This is a genomic window from Verrucomicrobiia bacterium, from assembly GCA_019694135.1.
Lineage (GTDB): Bacteria > Verrucomicrobiota > Verrucomicrobiia > JADLBR01 > JAIBCM01 > JAIBCM01.
In genome coordinates this window covers 136,691-159,551 of sequence record JAIBCM010000005.1, presented here as the reverse complement: position 1 = coordinate 159,551, position 22,861 = coordinate 136,691, and the positions used below count along the sequence as shown (strand labels likewise).

The following is a 22,861-nucleotide window of genomic DNA, read 5'->3' as shown; positions in this document are numbered from 1 at the left end:
CAAGATACTGATACCGTGAATGAACTTTACAGTGCGCAGATTGCAGCGACAGGCAGTACAAAATTAAATAGCGCTTTAGTGGCCAATGGGGATGTAGCGGGAGGTTTTCAAATTAGCGCGGATAGCGCACGGGTTGTTTATCTGGCTGACCAAGATACTGATACCGTGAATGAACTTTACAGTGCGCAGATTGCAGCGACAGGTAGTACAAAATTAAATAGCGCTTTAGTAGCCAATGGGGATGTAACCGATTTTCAAGTTACTCCGGATAGCACGCGAGTAGTTTTTCGGGCTGATCAAGATACGGATAATGTTTTTGAACTTTATAGCGCGCAGATTGCAGCTACGGGTAGCACGAAGTTAAATAGCGCTTTAGTGGCCAATGGAGATGTTGTATTTCCTACTGGGTTCCAAGTGAGTGCTGATAGCGCGCGAGTGGTCTATTTGGCTGATCAAGACACAGATAATGTTGTCGAACTTTATAGCGCACAAATTGCGGCGACGGGCAGCACGAAGTTAAATGGTGCTTTAGTGATGAATGGAAATGTGCAAGCGGGTTTTCAAATTAGTCCGGATAGTTCACAAGTCGTTTACCGAGCGGATCAAGACACCGATACGGTTATTGAATTGTATCGAGTTGCTATTACGGGGGGAGCTAATACTAAGCTTAATGCGCCCCTGGCAATGAATGGTGATGTCACTACTTTTGTGATTCATCCAGCGGGCAACCCTTTGATTTATCGCGCTGACCAAGATTTGGATCAAACTTTTGAGTTATATGTTACTGCTATTTTGCCACCGGTTATTACCAGTCCTTTAGTTGCTGCGACGACCATAGGGGTGAGCAATTTTAGTTATACCATTACGGCGACGAATGAACCGATTACCGGTTATGGCGCTAGTGGATTGCCGGGTTGGGCAACGTTAAATAGCAATGTGATAACAGGCGTGCCTAATACCGTAGGAGTATTTCCCATAACCTTATCTGCTACTAATGATGCAGGCGTGGATACGAAAATTTTAAATTTAACTGTGGGCCAATCCAATGTGGTAATTGTTACTCCGAGTGCGACAGGTTTTACGGGAGATTTAGACGGCGACGGAACACTGGATCTAGTGACGCAGAAAAAGAAGACAGCAACATTAATTGCTTTTCCTGCTGGCGGAGTCGATGCCTCTAAGAAAATTACATTGAATAAGAAAGATAAAATTGTGGGTGCTAATGTTATTAATAGTAATAACGCTTTGATTGTACAAAATAAAGCCTCTGTCAGTGCGTTGTTGTTGGGTAGTAACTTTACAGCTAGTAGCAATATAACTTTAGGTAGCGTGGGAAGTCCAAAGACTAAAGTGGTGGCTTCTGGTGATATCAACGGGGATGGATTGGTCGATATTGTTACGCAACAAGGTAAGACAATAGGAGCCTTGTTATCACCAAGTTATACCAGCGCAGCTTTAGTGAGCACCAAGAAAGCGAATCCTAAAGTGGTCGGATTGATTGCTCGAATTGGAACAACGAGCAATGCGGTAAGTTCTTTGGTTTTGGCTAAGGGTAAAAAACTCTTCTTTTACGATATTCCGACGAATGCCCCGTTTATCGCTGGGGAAGGCAATGAACCACAAGCGGGGCCAGTCTTTGATAAGAAGTACAAGGTAAGAGGAGCGGTGGCAGGAACCAATACTGCAACGGCTAAACTCATTATTAGTAAAGGCAAGAATGTGGGGGTTGTGAACTATGGTGCAACTACTTTGGGCACACCCGCCTTTAAGACAACTAAGAAGTTGGGTAAAGTTGTGGCGCCGCAATAAATTGATCAAAAATAAAAAAGCTCAGAGAAAAACTCTGAGCTTTTTTATTTTCAAACTTGGGGAATTTATGTTTTGTTTCAGGTCATCCTCGGGTTCACCCGGGGATCAGTGGAATAAAATGGATTCCCGATCGAGTCGGAATGACAAGAGGTTTTTCTTAGCTAAATAAGAGATAATTGAAGCACTTCGTACAGTTATGGGGCTTGAACCGAGGATGACAATTAAGCAGGATTCGCATCTTAGGAAAACAGTTAGCGCTTTATGTAAGCGTGAATATGGCCAGTTGAGCGGAGACACCAAAATCTATTTATTTTCTTTCGCAGTTGGCTTTGTTAGCGCAGGCGCCAGAATTTTTTAATTCCTGGCAGGTAGCACGAATCTGAACGCTTTTATTTTCTGGCAAAAATCCTAGAGATCGACTGATTTCATTTTCACGTTTTTCGATGATGGGATCTTCAAATTCGACAATTTTATCGCAATCGACACAGATCAGATGATTGTGATTGGGATGAGTAGCGTAATTAGGATCGTAAAATTTGTAAGCTTTTCCAAAATCCATTTCTTTAATGAGGCCGCTTTCAACTAAAAGGGGGAGAGTACGGTAAACGGTGGCGCGAGAAACGCTCGCATCGCGTTCGCGAGCCATATCAAGGAGTTCTTCAGCTGTAAAATGGCGATTGGTGCCGAAAGCTGCTTCAATGATCGCTTCGCGTTGAGAAGTGAGACGGATTTCTTTTGCATCAAAAAAAAGTTGAAGCTTCTGTTTTATTTCAGAATCCATTGTTTTAAATGTGGCGACAGATGAAGTTAGAGTCAACATAGTCTTTATTATACAACTGAGGTTGTCAGGGTTGAATCGGATGGGTCAGTGATATCGCTTTGTATTTTTTCTTCCATTTTACGTTGTTTCACTAGGGAAGTGATTTTGACGTAGAACCACATGACTGCCACGTAACCAATACCGACTACGGGTAAGAGCATGCCCTCCCAAGATGGGTAGAGTCCGAGCCATACTCCCATCCAGCTTGGAATTTCTAGGCTTGAGATGGGATGGATGGATAGCCAGCCTACGGTTTGAAAGAGTCGAACTGTAGAACCGATGAAGGTAAGGAGAATGGAAACTACGAGGATGCCGGTGAAGACAAGTAGTTTGCGGTAAGGTAAATGGGCGCCGATGGCGAAAACAATCCACCCGAGTAAGGCAATGATGCCGCAGCCGATGAGAACGCCGATGCCCACGGTGCGCATGCCGGCTTCGAGGATGAGGGATTGGAGGAAGAGCGAGGTTTCAAAGCCTTCGCGATAAATGGTCATGAAACCAACACCGATCAAAGCTAAGCTTTCCCAGGATGATCCACTGCCGTCTTGAACAGCTTTGCTTAGGCTGCGGAGTCGTGCGTTCCATTGGACCCAATAGACTTTGTGAAAAACCCAGTTCGTAACCATGAGAAGAATGATAACGGCAAAAATGGAGATAACGGCTTCTAACTTTTCTCCGTAGCGACTTAGGGATTCGATAAGAGAGCGTGATAGCCAAAAAGTAAGAACTGTTGTGCCCAATGCTAGCCATGCTCCATTGATGACACGGTGTCGAATGCGTTGGTTAGCGGGACCGCGCAATCCGGCTAGGAGTGCGGCCAAGATGACGACAGCTTCTAAACCTTCACGGGTAATGATGGTGATTGTGGTATAAATAGCAGCGGTGGGAGAGAGATTAACTTTTAATAAGGCATGGCATTCTTCTAAAGCGGCTAAGGTTTGAGCATAAGCTTGGGTCAGTGCTTCTCCACGCACGCGCGCATCGAGAGCGGCTTTAATACCAGGTTGAGTGGGAGTGCCCTCGAGGAAGCTGTGTTCGGCTCTTAAGGCAAGTTCGGGATCGCGGGGCAGAGTGCGTTTTTCAATTTCTAAATCAAAAGTGGTGTAGGCTTCAAGACGCAGGTTTTTGGCATCGTTCCAGCGCGCGGCTTGGGCGGCTTGGAGGGATTGGGTGAGAAGGGAGCGCACTTCCAACACGGTTTCTTCAATTACGTCAGAAGATTTTCCACTACGTAGGAGTGTAAGTTGAAATTCTTTCTGAAGAAGTTGGCTGATGTTTTTGGCTAGAATTTCGATTTGTTTGGGATCTTGTTTTTGAGCGATGGCATTTTCTAGGGATTGAAGTGTTTCAGTGAGTTGAGTTCCGTATTGGTTGAGCGCTTGAGTTTTGGTGTTTCGCCAGGTGGGAAGGAGCTCGTCCAGAATTTGGCGACTTTGACGAGTGAAAGTTTCAGCTTCGCGATATTCTAAGGGAACTGTGATTTCTCCATTGCGAACGCCGCTTTGGTATTCCATAGGGATGAGGCGCAGTAGTTTGAGCAAGAGACGTTCGCGTCGATTGATGTCGTCGGCTGTGAGAAGGTTGGGTAGGGAGGTTTCGATTTCTTTTTTCCATTCGGAAAAAAAATCGGCATTAAAGTTTTGTGATAAAGTTTGGAGAAAGTGGAGATAGGCAGTTTGTGATGAAGCAGGCGGGGCTTCATTTTTTTTGAGAAAAGCCCAGTTGTAAAGTTCTGAAGGAAACTGCGAGAGAGTTTGTATTTCGACGGTGCGAGCTTGGAGAAGTTGAAGGTTAAAGGTGGGATGTTGTTGAGTGAGACGATTCAATGTATCGAGTTTTTCTCGAATGCGAGTGGTTTGCCAGGTGAGATATTCTTTGGCAAGGAGTTGGCTGAGGGTGTCTTGATGGCTGGTTTGTTTGCCCATGCGTTTTAGAGAAAGAGCGCCTTCTGTGGCATTGGCATATTTGGGAAGTTTGATGAGGGCACGATATTGTTGAGCAGTAGGGATATCGCCCTGACGTTGAGCTTGGATCATTTCTAAGGCGAGAATATGTTGCAGGTTGGCCTGGATTTGGCCGAGGGTTGGAGCGGAAAGGGGTGAGGTGTTGAGATCCGTTAGAATTTGATTGGCGAGTTGTTGGGCGGAGGGGTGACGAAGTTGTTGATAAAATTTTTGGACTAGTTTGGGAGAAAGAGACGAGGCTTGGTTGCCGTAGAGGTTTAAGAGAGAGTCGTCGAGTTGGGCTTGCAAAGTAAAATAGTCGTCCATGATATCGGCATGAGCGATCGAGGGGCCTAGAATAATCCCAAGAACGACTATTTTTAGGAATCGAGAGATTCGTGAAAGGTAGATCATGGGTTACGTTTTGATTTGTATTTCGAGGAGGGCAGCGCCTTGTTCAATTTGGGGAAGAAGTTTATCGGTTTTTTCTTTGGCTTGATTGGCGAGTTCATCGATTTCTGCTGCGGTAATTTCTCCTTTATTTTCTTTTTGTTGAAGTTTTTCAATGAAGTCGAGGATATCATGGAAACCGACTTTAATGGCTTTGGCTAAGGCTTTGTCTTCGGTGGTGATTTTGTTGTGAACTGCGCTGTAAAGAACGGAGCAGCTTTGCATGATGCCTTCCATGTCGGATAAGCGACTTACGGCACTAAAACGACCGGAGGTGGAATCGCTGTAGCGTGATTCTTTCCAGTCTTCAAAGTAGTCGGAGAGGGTGGGTGTCATGAGGACAAGGGCGCTAAAGCAGTCTTGTTGGGTGGGTTGCCAGGCGCGTGCGTCACGGAGGAGTGCGGTAATTTTTTGGTCGACATCCTGGGCGACGGCTAGGATGAATTCTGTTTGAGGGAGGCTTTCTCGAGGAGCGATTTTTCCGTCTTGGTTGAGGTCAAGGGGAGCGCACCAGCGAGGGTTGCCGCCCCAGAGAGCGGGTTCGATTAAGTAGGTAAATAAGGAGCCTTCTTGGTCGATGACTTTGCCGTTGCTCAGCTTCAAGGTGACGGGTGCGACATTTTCAGGACCATCGGCTTTAGGAACTCCGGCGTCGAGATAAATATCATAATCGGCGAGGGTGCTAACACCAGCTACGATGGCTTCCACAGTTTCGTAGCCAAAGCTATCCATGGCTTTATAATTATCTTGCATGGCTGCGATGAGTTTTTGGATTTCCGGTTGCGCTTTTTGGTAGGCGGTTTGGTAGTCACCTTGATAAGTTTGAATAATTTTTTGGTAGGCTTCGGCGTTTTTTACGAAGTCGATCGATGCAGTTTTCATTTTTCCTACAGTGTCGAGGAGGTAAGTTTTGACGGAGGTGATGTCAGTGGTTGCTGGTAAAGAATGGAAACAGACAACTGAAAGAATTAAGGATAAATATGCGTATTTCATGGATTGAGATTTAGTCTCAATATCAAATTATGTCAATGTTTTTGCGAATTAATTTTTTGAAAAAGTTTCTTTAAGGGGTTGGGCTTGGGGTAGGGGGCACTTGTTGTTGAGGAGGTGACGTGGCAAAAATATCTCGCGAGTGTGTTTTGGAAGATTGGGGAGTGGCATTTGCAGGAGGCTGTTTGAAAAGGAGGTAGTTGGGATCGGCATTCAGATTAGCAAGAGCGGTATTTGTTTTGCGAATTAATTCAAAATTTTGAGCTAGAAATGGAGCTTGGGTTGTGTTTTGGGCAAAGACAACGGGATGACCGGTTTGTTTACCGGTGGCGTCTAGTTTGTAATGGTGTGTGGTTGTAGTTGGGCCTAGGTCGGTATGGCCTAGGAGAGCGACTTTGATATGGGGAGGGTTACTTGGTTTGGAAAGGATGGCATCGGTTAATTTTTGCTTTTCTTGCTCGTCTAATCCGTCTTGGAAGGTGATGCCTAAATCACTTGTTTTAACTGTAGTTGGGGCTCCTTCTACAATGACTTGAGTGCCTGTAAGTGCCATGCCATTTCTTAACTCGTTTATTAACTGTTTTAATTGCACTTCGGTGGCTAAAGGATTTCCATTTTCATCATGAACGATGATGGGTTGGACGACAACTACGTCTTTAGGACGGATTGAGGCTGAGATTTGGTAGGTGGTTCTCTCAATAGAATTGGGCGGTGTTATTGAAGTATCGGAGATTGAGACGGTAATGGTTGAATTGATTTGGCCGTAGAGAGTTTGGTCAAGGGGACCATCGTTTGGATGATTGGCGGTTGGAATCTGATCTGCATTGCGGCTGGAAACCATTAGTAAATTTTCGGAAATAAATCTTCCGAAATTATTGGGATCGCGATGTAAGGTGATGGTAAGCTTTTCCAGGGGTTGAGAAGGGTCGGAGGGGTTGCTCACTTCAATGGTGGCTTCAATCGTTGGTTTGTCAGTTGAACCTGGAAACTCAAAACAGACGTAGAAAGATTGAGGTTGATTGGGTTTTAAGGTGGCTATACTACCCGCATAAGTGACATTTTGGTAAAATTCAGCAATCTGAATATTAGCGGTTTGATTTCCAGCCACGTTAATAATTTTAAGGGGCGAAGGAATGTTGGCTTTTTCCATAAGAAAAACTAATTATAAGATTGAATAATGTCTTATCAATACTATTTTAAGCACTTATATTATTTTAAAATATTAATTTTTAATAAATATTATGAAAAACCATTCAAGAAAGTTCCTTTAAAGATTGTTTTCTTAAATTTTTCGAAAGAATTATGCTAGCACGATTTAGTCTATCCATTCAGATATGGCAAAATTGTAGGGCCCATTTGTAATTTTTGTTGCGATTTGTTGTAAAAAAAGTTAGTATGGTACTTTCAAGATTCAAAAGAATAAAAAGATAAAGGAGAAAAAGTTATGAAAGGGTTTATTAATGGCGTTGTTTTGGTGATTGGGTTAGTTTTGGGAGCCATTATTTCAACGGAAGGGGCGGTTAAAAAGCTCAATCAGTCTTTTGAGGCGGGAGGTGTTATCCAATCGGCAGAATTTGCTGGGGGTTCGAATGTGTCTACGATTGTTTATCTTGCTCGACCGGATGCATTAAGTCAGGTGTCTCTTTTTGCAGTTCCGATAACGGGGGGAGCACCGGTTGATTTAAGTGGCAATGTTGTGGGTGGCGTTTTGAGTTTTAAGGTAACATCGGGCGGAGATCAGGTAGTTTATCTTGCTCGAAAAGATAATGCTTTAGTGGCGGAGCTTTATAGCGTTCCGATTGGTGGAGGAGCTTCAGTCAAATTAAATGGGGCTTTAACTGGAAGCGGTAATGTTGTGGATTTTCAATTAAGTCGTGATGGAACGCAGGTGGTTTATCGCGCTGATCAGACTACCGATGAAGTTTTCGAGCTTTTTGTAGTGCCAGTGGGAGGTGGAGCTGCAACCCAAGTCAATACACCCTTAGTGGCCGGGGGAGATGTTACGGAAAATTATGGTTTTAGTCCCAGTGGATCGAATGTGGTTTATGTAGCAGATCAAGACACGGATGATATCATGGAGCTTTATAGCGTGATGCTTGGAGTGCCTGGCTCTTTGAAGATTAGCAATTTTCTCGCTCCGATGGAAGATGTATTAGATTTCAAGTTTTTCCCTACCACGGATCGGGTGGTGTATCGTGCCAATCATTTTGGGGGCGCTTTTCGTTTATGGGGAGTAGATGTGGATGGCAATAATTTTACAGGCGCTGGTATTACACCCACTCCGGTGATGGGAGGCAATGTAGCGAGCGATTATGCTGTTTTAAGCGACGGAAGTCAGGTGGTTTATATATCAGATCAAGAAGTTGTGGGTCAAAATGAGATTTATATTATTCCGGCTACAGGTGGTATAATTTTTGCCAAGCTTAATCAACCTCTTGCCCCTGGTGGTGATGTCAGTGATTTTTCCATTGTGAACGCAAAGAAAGCTGTTGTGTATCGTGCCGATCAACAGTCGTTAAATTTAAAAGAGCTGTTTAGTTCTCCTTTGATTGATTTTACCGTAGATAAGGTGCAAAAAATTAATCCTGATATTCCAGCGGATCGTTCGATTGTTTCTTTTCAGATTACTTCTAATGGTGAAGTGGCTGTTTATCGCTCGAATCAAGACTCGATAGGTGCTATTGAACTTTATCGAGTGGCTTTCAATGGGGAAAATTTTGCGAAAATTAATCCATCTTTAGCGGCTGGTGGTGGTGTTGTGGATTTTCGAGTCAGTCCCGATTCTTCCAAGGTGGTTTATTGGGCTGATCAGGACGTTGTAGGAACTGTTGAATTATACATTGCCGATTTAACCAGCTTAAGTTCAGACTATGATCAGGATGGCAAAAATGATATTCTCATCCAAAGTAAGAAAACTTTGCAGCTTTTGACTCGTAAAGAAGGAGACGCCTTCCAAACGGTTGATTTTCCCACACCCTTATCTGGAAAACAAAAGGTGCTTGCTAGTGATGATTTAGACGGTGACGGCAAACCAGAAATTGTTTTTGGACAGGGTAAATCGATTAGTATTGTGACAGTTCAGTCGGATTTACAGCAGCAAGCTGCTGCCGTTTCGGCCCCTGTGTTAAGCAAAGGTTTTAAATTAACAGCCTCGGGTCGTATTGGGGCTAATCCCATTTTTGTTTCTTCAAAGGGCAAAAAGTTAGAGGTTTTAGTTAATGGTCAAAAAGTAACAGGTGAAGTGGAAAAAGGAAATAAAGTCTTTGGATTTGAAAAAGTTAATGGACAGCCTTCCATTTTGTTGAATAAAGGAAGTGCGATCAGCGCTTTGGGTTTGGTAGCTCAGTCCAATCAATTTATTTTGGGAACTTCTTTACAGTTGGGTAATGTCACAAAAGGCGCCAAACCATCTGGTGTTACGGCGTTGAGCTCCAATACTGTTGAGGTGATTACCAGAAAAGGCAAGGAGGTTCGGGCGTTTACCTTGCCGGCATCCGGCGAGGGAACGGTTATTTTTAACGCTCCGAAGAAAGTTAAAGTTTTAGGGCCTCGTTAATAGATTAAAACATTGACAAGAAAAATGAGATGGATAAATTTGCCCAGTTATAAAGTAAACTATTTGATTTTTTAAATAGATTATATTAGGTTAATAGATGGTTTGTTTATAAACAAGAGGTTTGGAATATTAAAATGGAGGATTAGGAATGAAAAATGATAGTAGAACTTTATTTAAACTGTTATCAATAAGCTTTATTTTGAGTATTGGTTTGTCGATACAGGCAGCTATTTTAAAACTGAGTCAACCTGTTCCTCCTAATTCATCAGTCGTGAGTGCAGAGTTTGCATTGAATAACACACATGTTGTTTATACTTTGGAAACTAATTTTTTGGGACAGATTTATAGTGTTCCCGTAACGGGAGGAAATCCAATTAGTTTAACCCAGTTCCCTCCTGGTGTTTTTCTTAATGCTGTAAGAGTTTCACCCGATGGAACGCGTGTTTTTTATATTGCGAACGCAACGTCACCCACCCGTTTTGATTTATATAGCGTTCCAGTTGATGGAAACAGTTTACCGGTTCAAGTCAGTAGTATTAGCGTCAATGGTGGAGCAGTAAGAGATTATCAAGTCACAAAAGATGGAAGCCAAGTATTTTATATTGCTGATGAACTTTCCTTAGGACAAGTTCGTCTTTTCCAAGCGCAGACAACTCAATTTGGAACGAGTGCAATAATCAATATCAATGGACTCCTACCAACTAGTGATATTGATTCCTTCGAGCTAACACCAGACGAAGCTAATATTATTTTTGAAGCTGATCCGGTTCTTCTAAACAACAACGAAATTTTAAAAGTTTCTGTCCAAGGCGGAGCTACAGTTTCTCTGAGTGGCCCACCTGCTGCGGGCGGTGGAAATAGCACAACCACATTTTTAAAGGTTAGTCCTAATGGAAGTCGAGTGGCTTTCCGAATGGATCGTGACAATAAAACGACCAATGAGCTTTATAGCGTTCCGATTAACGGCACAGCAGCCGACGTGATTAAATTAAATGCTCCTTTGGAACAAGATGAAGATGTGGCTTTTGGTAGGATTCGTTTCAGCGCCGACGGGAATCGTATTCTTTATCTTAGCCAAGAAGCAATAGGAGATAACCATCGAGATCTTTATTATGTCGGAGCCGCTAATCCTGCCGATAAGCGTCGAATTAATCCATTGTTCAGTGATATAAGTCAACAGGTCTTAGATTTTGCTTGGAATAAAAAGGGAGATCGCATTATTTATAGTGCTGATCAACAACAACCGAGTGTCTTTCGTTTGTATAGCAGCAGAGTTAATGGAGGACCTATTACTTCTTTGAATGATGCTTTTATTGTGAATGGATTTGTGTTGAATTTTCAAGTAGTACCCAATGGTAAAGCGGTGCTCTATGTAGCCAATAAACAAAATGCACTTAAGAGAGAGCTTTATTTTGTGCCGATCAGAGGCGGCGAAAATATTAAACTTAGCGATGAGTTTTCTTATACACCCGGTTTTACAGCAGGGGTTAGTATTTATGCCATGAGCAGTGATTCCAAATACGTTGCATATGTTTCGCAACAGGAAGATGAAACTAAAGCAGAACTTTATATCACTGAAATTCCTATCGTTCGCGACGCTACGGCTGATTTCGATGGTGATAAGGTGAACGATATTCTCCTTAAGAAAGGCAGGTCATTACGCATTTTAACGCGTAATAATCCTACCAACACCTTTCAATTCAAAGACTTTTTAACTTTAATGCCTAAGAAACATAAGATTTTAGCGGCTAAAGACTTGAATGCAGATGATTTACCGGAAATTATCTTTAAGAAAGGTAAAAAACCGCCTTTTGCATTAACTGTGACCACTAATCTTCTATTAACCAATACAGGCGTTCAACTACCGACTCTGGCTAAGAAATTTAAAATCCGAGCATCAGGTTATATTGACACCAATACAGTTCTAGTTGCGACGAAGAGAAAGATCATGAGGCTCTATTACACGCCATTTAATGTTTCCACTAATAACACAAATGTCGTAGTAAATACCAATAACTTTATTGAACGAGCTAATCCAAAAGGATTTAAAGTGGTAGGATTTGGTAGTTTCAATGAAGAGCCGGCCATATTTTTGCGAGGCGCTAAGAAACAGAAAAAACAGTTTAGCGCTATTGCTGTTGTAAATACTGAATCAAACGGCTTTGCTTTTGGAACCATTACAACAAATGTCGGCACGTTGCCTAAGAAATTTAAACCTTTTGCTGCGGCTCCTTACGTTGAAGAAATTAACTCCGATGTGGATGTCGTAATTCGTAAAGGTAAAACGATCCAACTTTTGGATTTATTGCCGACAGGTTCAACCAATACTTATCCAGTGAAAACATTGTTTAAGAAAGAGAAAAAATATAAAATTGTTGGACCTAAATAAAAGCTAACCTTTATCAAAAAGAGCCCGTCTATATGACGGGCTTTTTTATTTTAGAGATAAAATTATTCCTCTTCGATTTCTTCTTTAATTCGTTTTGAAAGAAAAGGTCGGAAAAAACCGTAAAGAAGATAGCTTAAAAAAACGACCGTTAACATCCATTGCCAATAAAGCACAACAAGAATAATCAAAAGAATGATTCCTAAAAAGCGCGGTAAAGAACGTTCTGTTCTCCAGTTTACTGTTTTAAAGCTAGGATAGCGTACTTTGCTGAACATCATAAAAGATAAGAAAACCATCAGAAAGGGCAAAAGCAATTTCCAGTTGCCGATTTGATGTTCATTTTCGTAAAGATAAAGTAAAGTTAAAGTGATCGAAGCAATCACACCCGCCGCTGCGGGAATAGGGAAACCCGTAAAATCTTTGCTCGATCCGTTGCCTTGACTGGCAGCAACATTAAAACGCGCTAATCGTAAGGCACCGCAAGCTAAATAAAAAAAAGCAATCAACCAACCCAAGCGATTAGGAAATTCCGCTAGCACAATTTTAAAAACCAGCAATGCTGGAGCAAAGCCAAACGAAACGATATCTGCCAAAGAATCAAACTCCCGGCCAAAGGGACTTTCATAGCCACCTAATCGAGCCACCCGCCCGTCTAGCATATCAAAAATAAAAGCGCCAAGAATAAAAAGCAGACTTGTGGTGTAACGCGTTTCCCAACCCACATCTCCTGTGGTTTGTCGCAAAGTTCCTTCAATAATTTGTAAAACAGCCATGAAACCGCAAAAGAGATTTCCAGCAGTCATTAAATTGGGCAGTAAATAGATTTTAGAAGAATTTTCTTTATTGTCTTCGCTCATAATGATTGAGTCCACTGTGCTATGATAGTAGCACCACCTTTAACTTTTTGTCCGATTTGAACTTGGACTTTGGTATAAAGAGGAAGATATAAATCGGTGCGAGAACCAAATTTGATTAGGCCTAAACGTTGGCCTGTTTTAACTTCATCGCCTTGTTTGCGCCAACCCACAATACGTCTGGCAATTAAACCGGCAATTTGTCGGACGCCGATTGTTCCATGGGAAGTTTCCAATATCCAGAGCTGATTTTCGTTGAGTTGTGCAGATTCAACATGGCGCGCGTCTAAAAAACGTCCAGGATGATAAGAAATCGATCTGATGGTCCCTTCATAAGGTACGCGATTGATATGGACATCCAAAACAGAAAGAAAAATCGAAACTCTTTTGCCGGGACCTTGCAATGCTTCGATGTGAGGCAAATTTTCTATCGCATCTACGGTCCCATCTGCTGGCGAAACAATCGCAGTAGGATCATCAGTAATCGTGCGATGAGGATCACGAAAAAATAAAGCAACTCCTAAGCTAACTAAACTCAAAAGAGCCACTCCCAGCCAATATTTCCAGAGGGTAAAAATAAGAATACCAACTCCTAAAAAAAGGAGAAAAACCTTTGCTTCATTCAAAGCTTTCCATGACATAAAATGATTAGCCTTCTGTATCAGTTTCCAGCCGGTCAATAATTAGCATTTTAGCATCGTTCCTTATTGCCAATCTGTGTTAATTTGTGAGCAAAATAGTATATTAAACTATGGATCTCATTCAAGCTCATCTCGATCATCGGCGTAGTTATCAGGATTTCCTTTATGTTTACCCCGTGATTTCGCGACGCTCTCGAGGGGTATCGATTGGCATAAACTTGAATCCTGATAAAATTTGCAACTTTGATTGTGTCTATTGCGAAGTGGATCGAAACGCTTTACCTCGAACGCGTAAGGTAGATTTGGCAATTTTAGAGCAAGAACTCATGTCCATGATTAAAATTTACCAATCTAAAGAACTTTTCAAAAATGAGCCATTTTCTTCAGCACCTCTTACGTGGCGACGATTGAATGATATTGCCTTTAGTGGCGATGGTGAACCTACGACTTATTCTCATTTTGATCAAGCGGTGGAAATTGCCTGGAGGGCACGAGAAAAATTTCATCTTTCCGAAGTGAAATTGGTTTTGATTACCGATGCAGCCTGCTTGGATCGACCCGTTGTAAAAAGTGGTATTGGACAAATGGCGCAAGGCCCTCATGAAATTTGGGCTAAATTAGATGCCGGCACTGTTGCTTATTATAAATTGGTCAATCGCACGGCTATTTCCTTGGATCGTATTATTAAAAATATTACTGAAACCGCTAACAAGATTCCACTTTGGATTCAAACTTTATTTCTTCAAATTCATGGCAAACCACCTTCTGATGAAGAGATTTCTGCTTATATTCATCAGTTAGCCAGTATTCAAAAAAATGGCGGCAAAATTCTAGGTATTCAAATTTATACTGTGGCACGACCCACACCGGAAACTTGGGCAACTGCTTTGACGAATGAGCAACTTGACGCTATTGCCTTGCGAGTGGAACAAGAAAGCGGACTGAAGGTCGAACGTTTTTACGGAGCGAATTGATTTATATGTGACAATAAAAAAACCGTCCCGCCTAGGCGGGACGGTTTTAAAGTAAGATCAACTAGTTTTTATTTTATCTTAACATCCGTAAAGACAAAGTTGGTGTTCAAGCTAGCAGCGTTGCTACCTTGAGTGCCTTTTGCTCGTATGATCAGAGTCACAGGTGATTCAGTAATGCCTTCACCAGGCTTGTTACCGCTACCCTTATGTTTAAACAGATATTTATAGCCTTGTTTGAATTTTTTGCCTTTCTTAAACTCTTTGAGTTTTCCAGCAACTTTAAATACGGCATTAGTGGGTTCATTCGTTCCACCAAAGGCGAAGTAAGAAACCTCAGAAACCGTGTTAGTAGTTTTAATCAAACCTTTAATAGGAAATCCTTTTTTAGGAACCTTTAAAGTTTTGGTTAATTTAGGTTTCTTTAGTTCGACCGTAGCATCTAGAGGTAATATCAGAACAAAGCTTGGCCCTTGAAACTCAACAGATAGATCATCAATAGCTAAACCGTGATCACCATTGAGATCATCTTTATCAAACCAACGGAGCCACACCTCTTCTCCAGGTGCTACCATAGTTAAAATATTGCCTAAAACAAGGGTGCGATTTGTTGTATTGTTTCCGTCGAGTACAGCGACACCCGGCCCTCCAGGATTTTGAGGACTGTTAAAGTTCAAAGTTGGTACAGGTGTCCAACCGACATTATTAGTGTCGGCTAAAAAATCTGTACCCCCTACTCGGAAAAAGAATTGTAATGTGTCAGGAATCACATCATTGAGATTGCCAACTCTCCATTGCTCACCTGTATAAGCGATAACCATATTAGTAATGGTTTGAAGTGAAGCATTAGTAAATCTTAAACCATAAAAGGCGGTTGTGTCGACTGAGGCTATGGATCCTAGGGCGCGATCCGGTGCGCCTACAGAACCATAATTATAGAAATCAAAACTGCCGCCGTTACCATCACTTACGACGAGATTAGTGACCGCATTAGTTTGCTGAGTTAGAAACCAACCTGGCAAAGTGATATTATCAAACCAAATTACATTAGCATTTCCCAATGAATCAAAGTTTTGACTATATGTGGTTGGCAATACATTGATCGAAACTTGAGCTACAACAGCTTGCTTGAAACTACTAAAACCTAAGCTTAATAAAGCTATAGTTAATATTTTTTTCATTTTTTATCTCCATTTTTTAATAGGTTAAGGAAAACAAGCTATGGATGAAGGGAGAACTGTCAAATGATGCACTTCAATAAGGCTGTAAATATGCTTTAGGATGCACTTTAATAAGATAAAATTTTTTCAATGGAAAGAAATGTTATCTAGCTTGTGAGCTATCATAGAATAAAAAAACCGGTCGGGCGGCAGCCGGACCGGTTTTTAAAGTAAGATCAACTAGTTTTTATTTTATCTTAACATCCGTAAAGACAAAGTTGGTGTTCAAACTAGCAGCATTGCTACCTTGAGTGCCTTTTGCTCGCACAATCAGAGTTACGGGAGATTCAGTAATGCCTTCACCAGGCTTGTTACCGCTACCCTTATGTTTAAACAAATATTTATAACCTTGTTTGAATTTTTTGCCTTTCTTAAACTCTTTGAGTTTTCCAGCAACTTTAAATACGGCATTAGTGGGTTCATTCGTTCCACCAAAGGCGAAGTAAGAAACCTCAGAAACCGTGTTAGTAGTTTTAATCAAACCTTTAATAGGAAATCCTTTTTTAGGAACCTTTAAAGTTTTGGTTAATTTAGGCTTCTTTAATTCGACTGTGGCATCCAAAGGAAATATCAGAACAAAAGCAGGCCCTTGGAATTCAACAGACAAATTATCAATGCCTAAACCATGGTCGCCACCTGCATTGGGATCGTTTTGATCATACCAGCGCAACCAAACTTCTTGGCCAGGAGGCACGTTTACGGGAATATTAGCCGTAATGCCTGCAACTCGATTGGTCGCGTCATTTCCATTGAGAGCTTGAATAACTCCTATAAATGTTTGAGGACTGTCAAAATTTAAAGCAGAAACTGCAGTCCAACCGACATTATTAGTGTCTGCTAGAAAACCGGTCCCACCTACCCGAAAGAAAACCTGTAAGGAATTTATCGTGGCATTAAGATTTCCCTTCGTCCATTGTTCTCCATCATATGTGACTTTTATATTGGTAACAGTCTGAGAGGAAGAATTGGTGAATTGAACTCCATAGAAAGCGGATTCGTCTGCTGAAGCAATAGAACCTAAGGTTCTATCTGGATCGGCGGCAACTCCGTAATTATAAATTTCAGAAGCACCACTACCACCTGCACTTGCGACGAGAGTGGTAACACCATTAGTTTCTTTTTCTATAAACCAGCCTGGTAATGTGACATTATTTGTCCAATTTACGTTGGCTGTGCCAAACGAGTCAAAGTTTTGGTTATAAGTAGTTGGTAATACGTTAATAAAAACTTGTGCTTGTGATTTTTGATAAAAGCCGCCGAGCACAAAGAAAGCAGCCGTTAACGTTAATAACTTTTTCATAATTTAATCTCCTCCTGTTAAACTAAATATTTCTATAAAGTTACTTAGTTTTTTCTAAAATGTCAATACTTTTGTTGTTATGCCAAAGCTTAAGAACATCAAGAGTTCTTAGAGTTGCGCCCAGTTGCTGTTCAAATAATTGAAGCGCTTGATGGGTGAGTTCTTTTATTTGAATGGGATGTCTTAAACAAAAAGTAATCGCCTTTTCTAAATCGGCTTCATTTTGCACATTGAGTGCAGCGCGGTGTTGTAAAAATTCCTGCGCCATCAAGGCAAAGTTTTCCATGTGAGGCCCAAAGATAACCGGACATTCGGCTTGGACAGCCTCCAAAAAATTCTGTCCTCCTCGTCCTTTCAAACTTTTTCCAATAAAGGTGGCAGAGGAAAAAGAATAAAAATATTTTAATTCGCCTGTGGAATCCAAAAGCAAAACGCGATTTTTTTCGTAGCGCAGCTGCTTTAATTTAGAGCGTCTTTTATGCTCTAACCCGAGTTCTTTTAATAATCGACTAATTTCTCCTCCGCGTTCGGCATGGCGCGGTGCCAAAACAAAATAAAGATTAGGAAATTGTTTTGCCAATTTTTGAAAAACTCGAGCAGCAATCAACTCTTCACCTGGATGCGTGCTTCCCGCTAAAAAAATCGGTTCTCCTTCATTCCAACCCGCTTGATGAAGGATAGATTTTATTTCTTCACTATTTTTAATTTCTACGTGCGAAACATCATACTTCATACTGCCCGTAACTCGGATTCGCGCTGGATCAATGCCCAATCGAATAAATCGTTCCTTATCTTCCTCGCATTGCACGCAGACCATTTCAAGCTGCTGCAACAATGGCTGACAAAACCAGGCCCATTTGTGATAACGCGCTTCGGTTTTTTTCGAAAGACGCGCATTAACCATTACAATTGGGATTTTTTTTCGCTGCGCTTCCCAAAAATAATTCGGCCAAATTTCAGATTCGACTAGAATGAGTAAGCGAGGTTGAAGTAATCGAAAAAAAGATTTTACACTCCATACAAAATCGAGTGGATTATAAATAATAACCACTTCTTTCGAGATTTGCTTCAAAGCCACCGCTTGACCAGTAGGAGTCGTTACGGAAAGAACAATCGAGAGCTGAGGTTGGCGTTGTTGAATTTCTTTGATAAGCAGAGTCGCCAAATTGACTTCACCTACACTAACAGCGTGAATCCAAAGGCCGCCCTTACAAGCTTGCAAGCGGTTTCGAGTTTTTGGACCATAAATACCAAATCGTTGACCAAAACCACGACCCGATTTGCCGCGTCTTATCATCTTGATAACATAACTGGGCAAAGCAATTAAGAAACCAATGGCAAACACCACCTGATATAGACTTTTTATTGCCCTATTTGTCTTCACTTAAAACTCCTTCGCATGCGGATGAGCTTGATCATAACTCTGGCGCAAACGCTCTAAAGAAACATGAGTATAAACTTGCGTGGTGGACAATGAGGCGTGGCCCAACATTTCTTGAACACTTCGCAAATCAGCCCCTCTATTTAATAAATGTGTTGCAAAACTATGTCGCAATTTGTGCGGAGAAATATTTCTATCAAGACCACAAAACAATAAATATTTTTTTAATAATTGTCCCACTGCTGCCACCGTGAGCCTACCTCCACGACTTTTATTCCAAAAGACAGCTCCTTTTCGGGGATGCTGGCAAACTGTCCAGTAACGTTCCAACGCCTCGCAAGCGGGCGCTCCTAAAGGGCACAGCCGAATTTTATTCCCTTTGCCTCGCACTCGAGCTGTTTCGTTAACCAGATCGATATCTTCCACATTTAAACCGACTAATTCACTCACTCGAAATCCAGCGCTATAAGCCATTTCTAATAAAGCGGCATCCCGCAATTTAATCCACTGAGGGGCTTGCTTCGGTTGCGGCATTTTGAGCGGGGCTTCAAGAAGCTCGTTCATTTGTTCTTCGCTTAAAAACTGAGGCAACCGCTTTTCTAATTTGGGCAAACTGATTTTTAAGAACGGATTGTGATCCACCCGTTTTTCACGCATCAGAAAACGATAAAACGAACGCAAACACGAAAAATGTTGGCGAATATGAGAGCGAGCATAACCGCGACGCGTTAACTCATAAAGCCAACGCTTCGCATCTTCTGGCGTTAAATGTGCCCAAGATTTTTGAAAAAAAATTCCGGCTTCCAACAAAATAGCTTCATACGCTTTTAAAGTAAGAGATGCCCGCCCTTTCACACCCTCCAGATAATTTAAAAATGCAATCCCCATTTCATCTGGTTTTTGCAAATCCTGTGTGACAGAACTTAACATGTTATTCTGAGGAAGAGGCTTCGTCTTTTTTCTTACTTGTTTTTGAGCGCCCCGCATTTTTAGGTGATTTGGGTGGTCGTGGTGCAAATTCGAACCCTACTTTTCCTTTCTCATCTAATTTGAGATAAGCCGAAAAAGGGCGACGGGTGCGTTGAGACCAGAATTTATCGAGTAAATCCGTTTTACCAGTTTCCAAAAGTTTCTTGGCTTGCTCCAATTCAATATCGCGCGATAAAATTTTCTTACCAATTTTGAAGGTGCACTCCGGTTTTTCTTCCACCGATTTTTCGCAAAGATAAGCCAGATGCGTTTCAAAAATACCAGAACCGCAAACGGGACATTTTCCGATGGGGGTCATTGTTGAGAGATCCAATTTTTGGCCATCCGCACCGATAGGCGTGCGATCAAAAACCATTTCCACTTTATTTTCTGAGGATAGACGTAGCGTTGCTGAAAATGTTTTTTTCGTTTTCGCGCTAACGAAATTATCGAAAGGGCCGATGATGCGATTTTCAATCAAGGTAATGGCTTCTTGCGGTTCAATTTTTCGGCCGGAAATGACTTTCCAAATCGTAAAATTGCCGTTGACGGATTGATAATTTTTATAAGTTTCAACCATCGCAGCGCCATCGACGGGACTTTTCGCCGAAAGAGGTTTGGCGCCAAGCTGATTTTCATCGAATGTTTTGGCTTTATGAACAATATCTTTCGTGAGATCCACAATCTCGTTCATAAATTTTTCGCGCGATAATTGTCCTTGTTCCATCAAACGCAATTTATGCTCCCATTCTCCTGTCATAGCAGGTGAAGTTAGCGCCTCCATTTGAATGCCGCGCAAAAGTTCCACTAGGGCCATGCCTTTAGCCGTGGCAATCAATTCCCGACCTTCTCGCCGGATGTAAGCTTCTGCGAGTAAAGATTCAATGATGGCCGCGCGTGTTGCGGGTGTGCCCAAGCCTCGTTCTTTCATGGCCTCGCGCAGTTCTTCATCTTCGAGCAATTTTCCTGCTGTTTCCATGGCTGTTAACAGAGTGGCCTCTGTAAAACGAGCGGGAGGCCGTGTAACGAGCGAAAGCACATTAACCTCGAGAGTTTGCGCCATTTCTTGAGCCACTACGGCTGGCACACGAACGTCTTCTTGCTGTTCTTCTTTGCCGTAAACAATTAACCAGCCGGGATCTTTTAAAATTCTGCCTTCAGTTTTAAATACTTCATTTTCTACGCGAGTGAGTCGAGTGGTGATTTCAAATTGTGCTGAGGGAAAAAAGATGGCGACAAAACGTTTGGCAATCAGATCAAATAACTTTGCTTCATTTTCATCCAAGCCGCTTGCAAATTGACCCGTAGGAATAATAGCAAAGTGATCTGACACTTTCGCATTATTAAAAATGCGTTTGTTTGGTTTTACCCAGCTTTGTTCCAAAACTTTAGCCGCATGAGTGGATAAACTGCTATCAGTGCCCGCGATGGATTGCAGCGTGTTTTTTACGGTAGTTAAATAATCTTCCGGCAAACAACGCGAATCCGTTCGTGGATAAGTGATCATCTTACGTTTTTCGTAGAGACTTTGCGCAATTTGAAGTGTGCGTGTGGCAGAAAATCCAAAGCGACCGTTGGCTTCGCGTTGCAAGCTGGTAAGATCGTATAGTAGCGGTGGCGCTTGAGTGGATGGTTTTTTTTCTTCGCTGATAACGCCTGGTTTTCCCTCGCATTGATTTCGGATCGCTTGCGCTCGCGCTTCATCCCAAATTCGATCCGCACGCAAATCAGCGTCTTCTTCGCGATCGCTTTTTTGGAATGTTTCATCAATCCACCGTCCGATATATTGGCCATTTTGAATTTCAAAATGCGCTTCAACTTCCCAATACGGTTTGGATTTAAAATCTTTAATGCGTTGCTCGCGTTCACACAAGATAGCTAAAGTCGGCGTTTGCACCCGACCCACCGTTGCGAGTTGTCGAACTTTTGATCCGTAAAGGCGTCGCGTGAAAGCGCGTGTGCCATTAATGCCAATGAGCCAATCCGATTCACTGCGACACATCGCGGCATTTGCTAAATTGTCAAGTTCATGTCCGTTGCGAAGATGTTGGAAGCCGTCGCGAATGGCAGTGGGTGTCATCGAAGAAAGCCACAATCGCTTCATCGGCTTTTCCGTTCCGGTTAGCTGGAGAATGTAACGAAAAATGAGTTCTCCTTCACGTCCTGCATCGCAAGCATTGATGATTTGATCCACATCTTTGCGTTTGATCAATTTTTCCAAAAGGCGGAAGCGATCTTCAGTTTTTTCAATCGGCTTGAGTTGAAATTCCTTAGGCAAAATCGGCAATGCCTCCAAAGTCCAATAGCGCAATTTTTTATCAATATCGTCCGGCATGAAAAGTGTGACCACATGGCCAATAGCGGAACTAATGATATAATTATCATTTTCAAAATAATCCCCTTTTTTCGGAAGTTTTCCTAGTGCCTTGGCAATATCAGCCGCGACACTGGGTTTTTCAGCGATCACAAGTGTTTTCATTTTTTAACAAATAATTTTCCTGGAAGCGATTTAGCAAGTTTTTTAACTTCCAGTCGCAGCAACGTAGAAGAGACCGTGGCAACTGGCAACCCACAATTTTCAATGATCTCATCAATCGGTTTAGGTTCTTGGTCTAACATTTCATAAATTTTTTGCTCTTCTAACGATAAATCGGATGGAGAAGGAGAGGCTTCTGAAGCCGGCGTGGGTAAGAAAAATTCAAAATCAGCGCAGACATCTTCCGCTGACTCGACTAATTTAGCGCCTTGCTTAATTAAAGCATGGCATCCTCGCGAGTGCGGCACATCCACGCGACCTGGCATGGCAAAAACCTGTCGACCTTGATCCAACGCCATGCGAGCCGTGATTAATGCGCCACTATTTTTTGCCGCTTCGATAACAACAAGTCCCATTCCGAGACCGCTCACAATTCGATTGCGAATGGGAAACGTTTGTCGATCCGGCTTGGTGCCAATCGGAAATTCCGATATCACAGCCCCTGATTCAGCAATTTTTTCTGAGAGCAAACGATTTTCGGGCGGATAAACCTGATCAATGCCGCAACCCAACACGGCAATAGTTCTACCCTTAGCCGCCAACGCGCCTTCGTGCGAAGCAGTATCAATGCCGCGCGCTAAACCGCTCACCACAGTAAAACCTGCATAAGTTAATTGAAATCCCATTTTGCGGGCCATTTCTCTGCCATAATAAGTCGCACTTCTAGAGCCAATGAGAGATAATGCTTTTTTATCTTTTGCTTCGAATCGACCTTTTACATACAAAACCAAAGGAGGATCGTAGAGATTTCTTAAGTTTTCGGGATAATCGGCATCGGCTAACGTAACAAGTGTTACGCCCAATTTTTTAATCTGATTTAATTCATGCGCCAAATCCACCTTATTTTCCCAGTGCGAAATGGTTTCCGCTAGCTCCCGACCAATTCCTTCCACGCGCTGCAATGAATCGGAGGAGGAGGCTAAAATCATTTGTGGTGATTGAAAGGCTTCGAGCAATCGCTTTACGCGCACTGGCCCCATGCCTGGGAGCAAATTCAAAGCTACATAAGCTTCTGCATTGGTCATGATAAAT

Annotated in this window: 16 protein-coding genes; 4 read left to right on the top strand and 12 right to left on the bottom strand. The window is 42.2% G+C overall.

What is annotated here, in order from left to right; genetic code table 11:
• On the top strand, positions 1-1,809 hold a 1,809-nt coding region (locus K1X66_08675; protein MBX7158442.1), incomplete at its 5' end, for a hypothetical protein.
• Between the two features lie 307 nt (positions 1,810-2,116).
• Here K1X66_08675 and K1X66_08670 read toward each other — a convergent pair.
• The 4 genes from K1X66_08670 to K1X66_08655 all read right to left on the bottom strand — a co-directional run bounded on the left by K1X66_08670 (position 2,117) and on the right by K1X66_08655 (position 7,162).
• A complete protein-coding gene (locus K1X66_08670; GenBank protein ID MBX7158441.1) occupies positions 2,117-2,590 on the bottom strand; it encodes a transcriptional repressor in 474 nt (157 codons plus the stop codon).
• A gap of 47 nt (positions 2,591-2,637) precedes the next feature.
• Positions 2,638-4,986, bottom strand: coding sequence for an FTR1 family protein (locus K1X66_08665; GenBank protein MBX7158440.1), 2,349 nt, complete (start codon positions 4,984-4,986; stop codon positions 2,638-2,640).
• A 3-nt stretch (positions 4,987-4,989) separates the two neighbouring features.
• Positions 4,990-6,015, bottom strand: a complete 1,026-nt coding sequence (locus tag K1X66_08660; GenBank protein MBX7158439.1) for a hypothetical protein — start codon at positions 6,013-6,015, stop codon at positions 4,990-4,992.
• A 70-nt stretch (positions 6,016-6,085) separates the two neighbouring features.
• Entirely contained in the window at positions 6,086-7,162 is a 1,077-nt protein-coding gene (locus K1X66_08655; protein MBX7158438.1) for a hypothetical protein, read from the bottom strand.
• A gap of 294 nt (positions 7,163-7,456) precedes the next feature.
• Between K1X66_08655 and K1X66_08650 the strand changes: the two genes are divergently transcribed.
• Together K1X66_08650 and K1X66_08645 are read left to right on the top strand one after the other, a co-directional pair.
• Complete coding sequence (locus K1X66_08650; protein MBX7158437.1) at positions 7,457-9,568, top strand: FG-GAP-like repeat-containing protein; 2,112 nt, start codon at positions 7,457-7,459, stop codon at positions 9,566-9,568.
• 199 nt (positions 9,569-9,767) lie between these two features.
• Complete coding sequence (locus K1X66_08645) at positions 9,768-11,957, top strand: hypothetical protein (protein MBX7158436.1); 2,190 nt, start codon at positions 9,768-9,770, stop codon at positions 11,955-11,957.
• Between the two features lie 62 nt (positions 11,958-12,019).
• On the opposite strand, the gene pssA is transcribed toward K1X66_08645, so the two are convergent.
• Together pssA and K1X66_08635 are read right to left on the bottom strand one after the other, a co-directional pair.
• Positions 12,020-12,814: a CDP-diacylglycerol--serine O-phosphatidyltransferase gene (pssA, locus tag K1X66_08640; GenBank protein MBX7158435.1), complete on the bottom strand. Its 795-nt coding sequence runs from the start codon at positions 12,812-12,814 to the stop codon at positions 12,020-12,022.
• Positions 12,811-13,452, bottom strand: coding sequence for a phosphatidylserine decarboxylase family protein (locus K1X66_08635; protein ID MBX7158434.1), 642 nt, complete (start codon positions 13,450-13,452; stop codon positions 12,811-12,813). Before K1X66_08635 ends, pssA begins: the two co-directional genes overlap by 4 nt.
• Before the next feature lie 110 nt (positions 13,453-13,562).
• Here K1X66_08635 and K1X66_08630 point away from each other — a divergent pair, with 110 nt between their 5' ends.
• The gene (locus tag K1X66_08630) at positions 13,563-14,426 is read left to right on the top strand and encodes a radical SAM protein (GenBank protein MBX7158433.1); all 864 of its coding nucleotides are present in this window, start codon (positions 13,563-13,565) and stop codon (positions 14,424-14,426) included.
• 68 nt (positions 14,427-14,494) lie between these two features.
• Here K1X66_08630 and K1X66_08625 read toward each other — a convergent pair whose 3' ends face one another.
• The 6 genes from K1X66_08625 to dprA form a co-directional block, all read right to left on the bottom strand.
• Entirely contained in the window at positions 14,495-15,604 is a 1,110-nt protein-coding gene (locus K1X66_08625; protein ID MBX7158432.1) for a hypothetical protein, read from the bottom strand.
• A 226-nt stretch (positions 15,605-15,830) separates the two neighbouring features.
• The gene (locus K1X66_08620; GenBank protein MBX7158431.1) at positions 15,831-16,943 is read right to left on the bottom strand and encodes a hypothetical protein; all 1,113 of its coding nucleotides are present in this window, start codon (positions 16,941-16,943) and stop codon (positions 15,831-15,833) included.
• Between the two features lie 40 nt (positions 16,944-16,983).
• The gene (locus tag K1X66_08615) at positions 16,984-18,327 is read right to left on the bottom strand and encodes a 3-deoxy-D-manno-octulosonic acid transferase (protein ID MBX7158430.1); all 1,344 of its coding nucleotides are present in this window, start codon (positions 18,325-18,327) and stop codon (positions 16,984-16,986) included.
• Positions 18,328-19,254, bottom strand: coding sequence for a tyrosine recombinase XerC (locus tag K1X66_08610; GenBank protein ID MBX7158429.1), 927 nt, complete (start codon positions 19,252-19,254; stop codon positions 18,328-18,330).
• A gap of 1 nt (position 19,255) precedes the next feature.
• The gene (locus tag K1X66_08605) at positions 19,256-21,772 is read right to left on the bottom strand and encodes a DNA topoisomerase III (GenBank protein ID MBX7158428.1); all 2,517 of its coding nucleotides are present in this window, start codon (positions 21,770-21,772) and stop codon (positions 19,256-19,258) included.
• Positions 21,769-22,854 (bottom strand): DNA-processing protein DprA, encoded by a 1,086-nt coding sequence (gene dprA / locus K1X66_08600; GenBank protein MBX7158427.1) that lies wholly within the window; start codon positions 22,852-22,854, stop codon positions 21,769-21,771. The genes K1X66_08605 and dprA overlap by 4 nt, the downstream gene beginning before the upstream one ends.
• Between the last annotated feature and the right edge of the window lie 7 nt (positions 22,855-22,861).

Excerpts from the sequence above, each read along its gene's own strand:
- K1X66_08670 (MBX7158441.1), bottom strand. The coding sequence starts at position 2,590 with ATGGATTCTGAAATAAAACAGAAGCTTCAACTTTTTTTTGATGCAAAA.
- K1X66_08650 (MBX7158437.1), top strand. The coding sequence starts at position 7,457 with ATGAAAGGGTTTATTAATGGCGTTGTTTTGGTGATTGGGTTAGTTTTG.
- K1X66_08625 (MBX7158432.1), bottom strand. The coding sequence starts at position 15,604 with ATGAAAAAAATATTAACTATAGCTTTATTAAGCTTAGGTTTTAGTAGT.
- K1X66_08610 (MBX7158429.1), bottom strand. The coding sequence starts at position 19,254 with ATGTTAAGTTCTGTCACACAGGATTTGCAAAAACCAGATGAAATGGGG.
- K1X66_08605 (MBX7158428.1), bottom strand. The coding sequence starts at position 21,772 with ATGAAAACACTTGTGATCGCTGAAAAACCCAGTGTCGCGGCTGATATT.
- dprA (MBX7158427.1), bottom strand. The coding sequence starts at position 22,854 with ATGACCAATGCAGAAGCTTATGTAGCTTTGAATTTGCTCCCAGGCATG.
- K1X66_08635 (MBX7158434.1), bottom strand. The coding sequence starts at position 13,452 with ATGTCATGGAAAGCTTTGAATGAAGCAAAGGTTTTTCTCCTTTTTTTA.
- K1X66_08620 (MBX7158431.1), bottom strand. The coding sequence starts at position 16,943 with ATGAAAAAGTTATTAACGTTAACGGCTGCTTTCTTTGTGCTCGGCGGC.
- K1X66_08630 (MBX7158433.1), top strand. The coding sequence starts at position 13,563 with ATGGATCTCATTCAAGCTCATCTCGATCATCGGCGTAGTTATCAGGAT.
- K1X66_08660 (MBX7158439.1), bottom strand. The coding sequence starts at position 6,015 with ATGAAATACGCATATTTATCCTTAATTCTTTCAGTTGTCTGTTTCCAT.
- K1X66_08655 (MBX7158438.1), bottom strand. The coding sequence starts at position 7,162 with ATGGAAAAAGCCAACATTCCTTCGCCCCTTAAAATTATTAACGTGGCT.
- pssA (MBX7158435.1), bottom strand. The coding sequence starts at position 12,814 with ATGAGCGAAGACAATAAAGAAAATTCTTCTAAAATCTATTTACTGCCC.
- K1X66_08665 (MBX7158440.1), bottom strand. The coding sequence starts at position 4,986 with ATGATCTACCTTTCACGAATCTCTCGATTCCTAAAAATAGTCGTTCTT.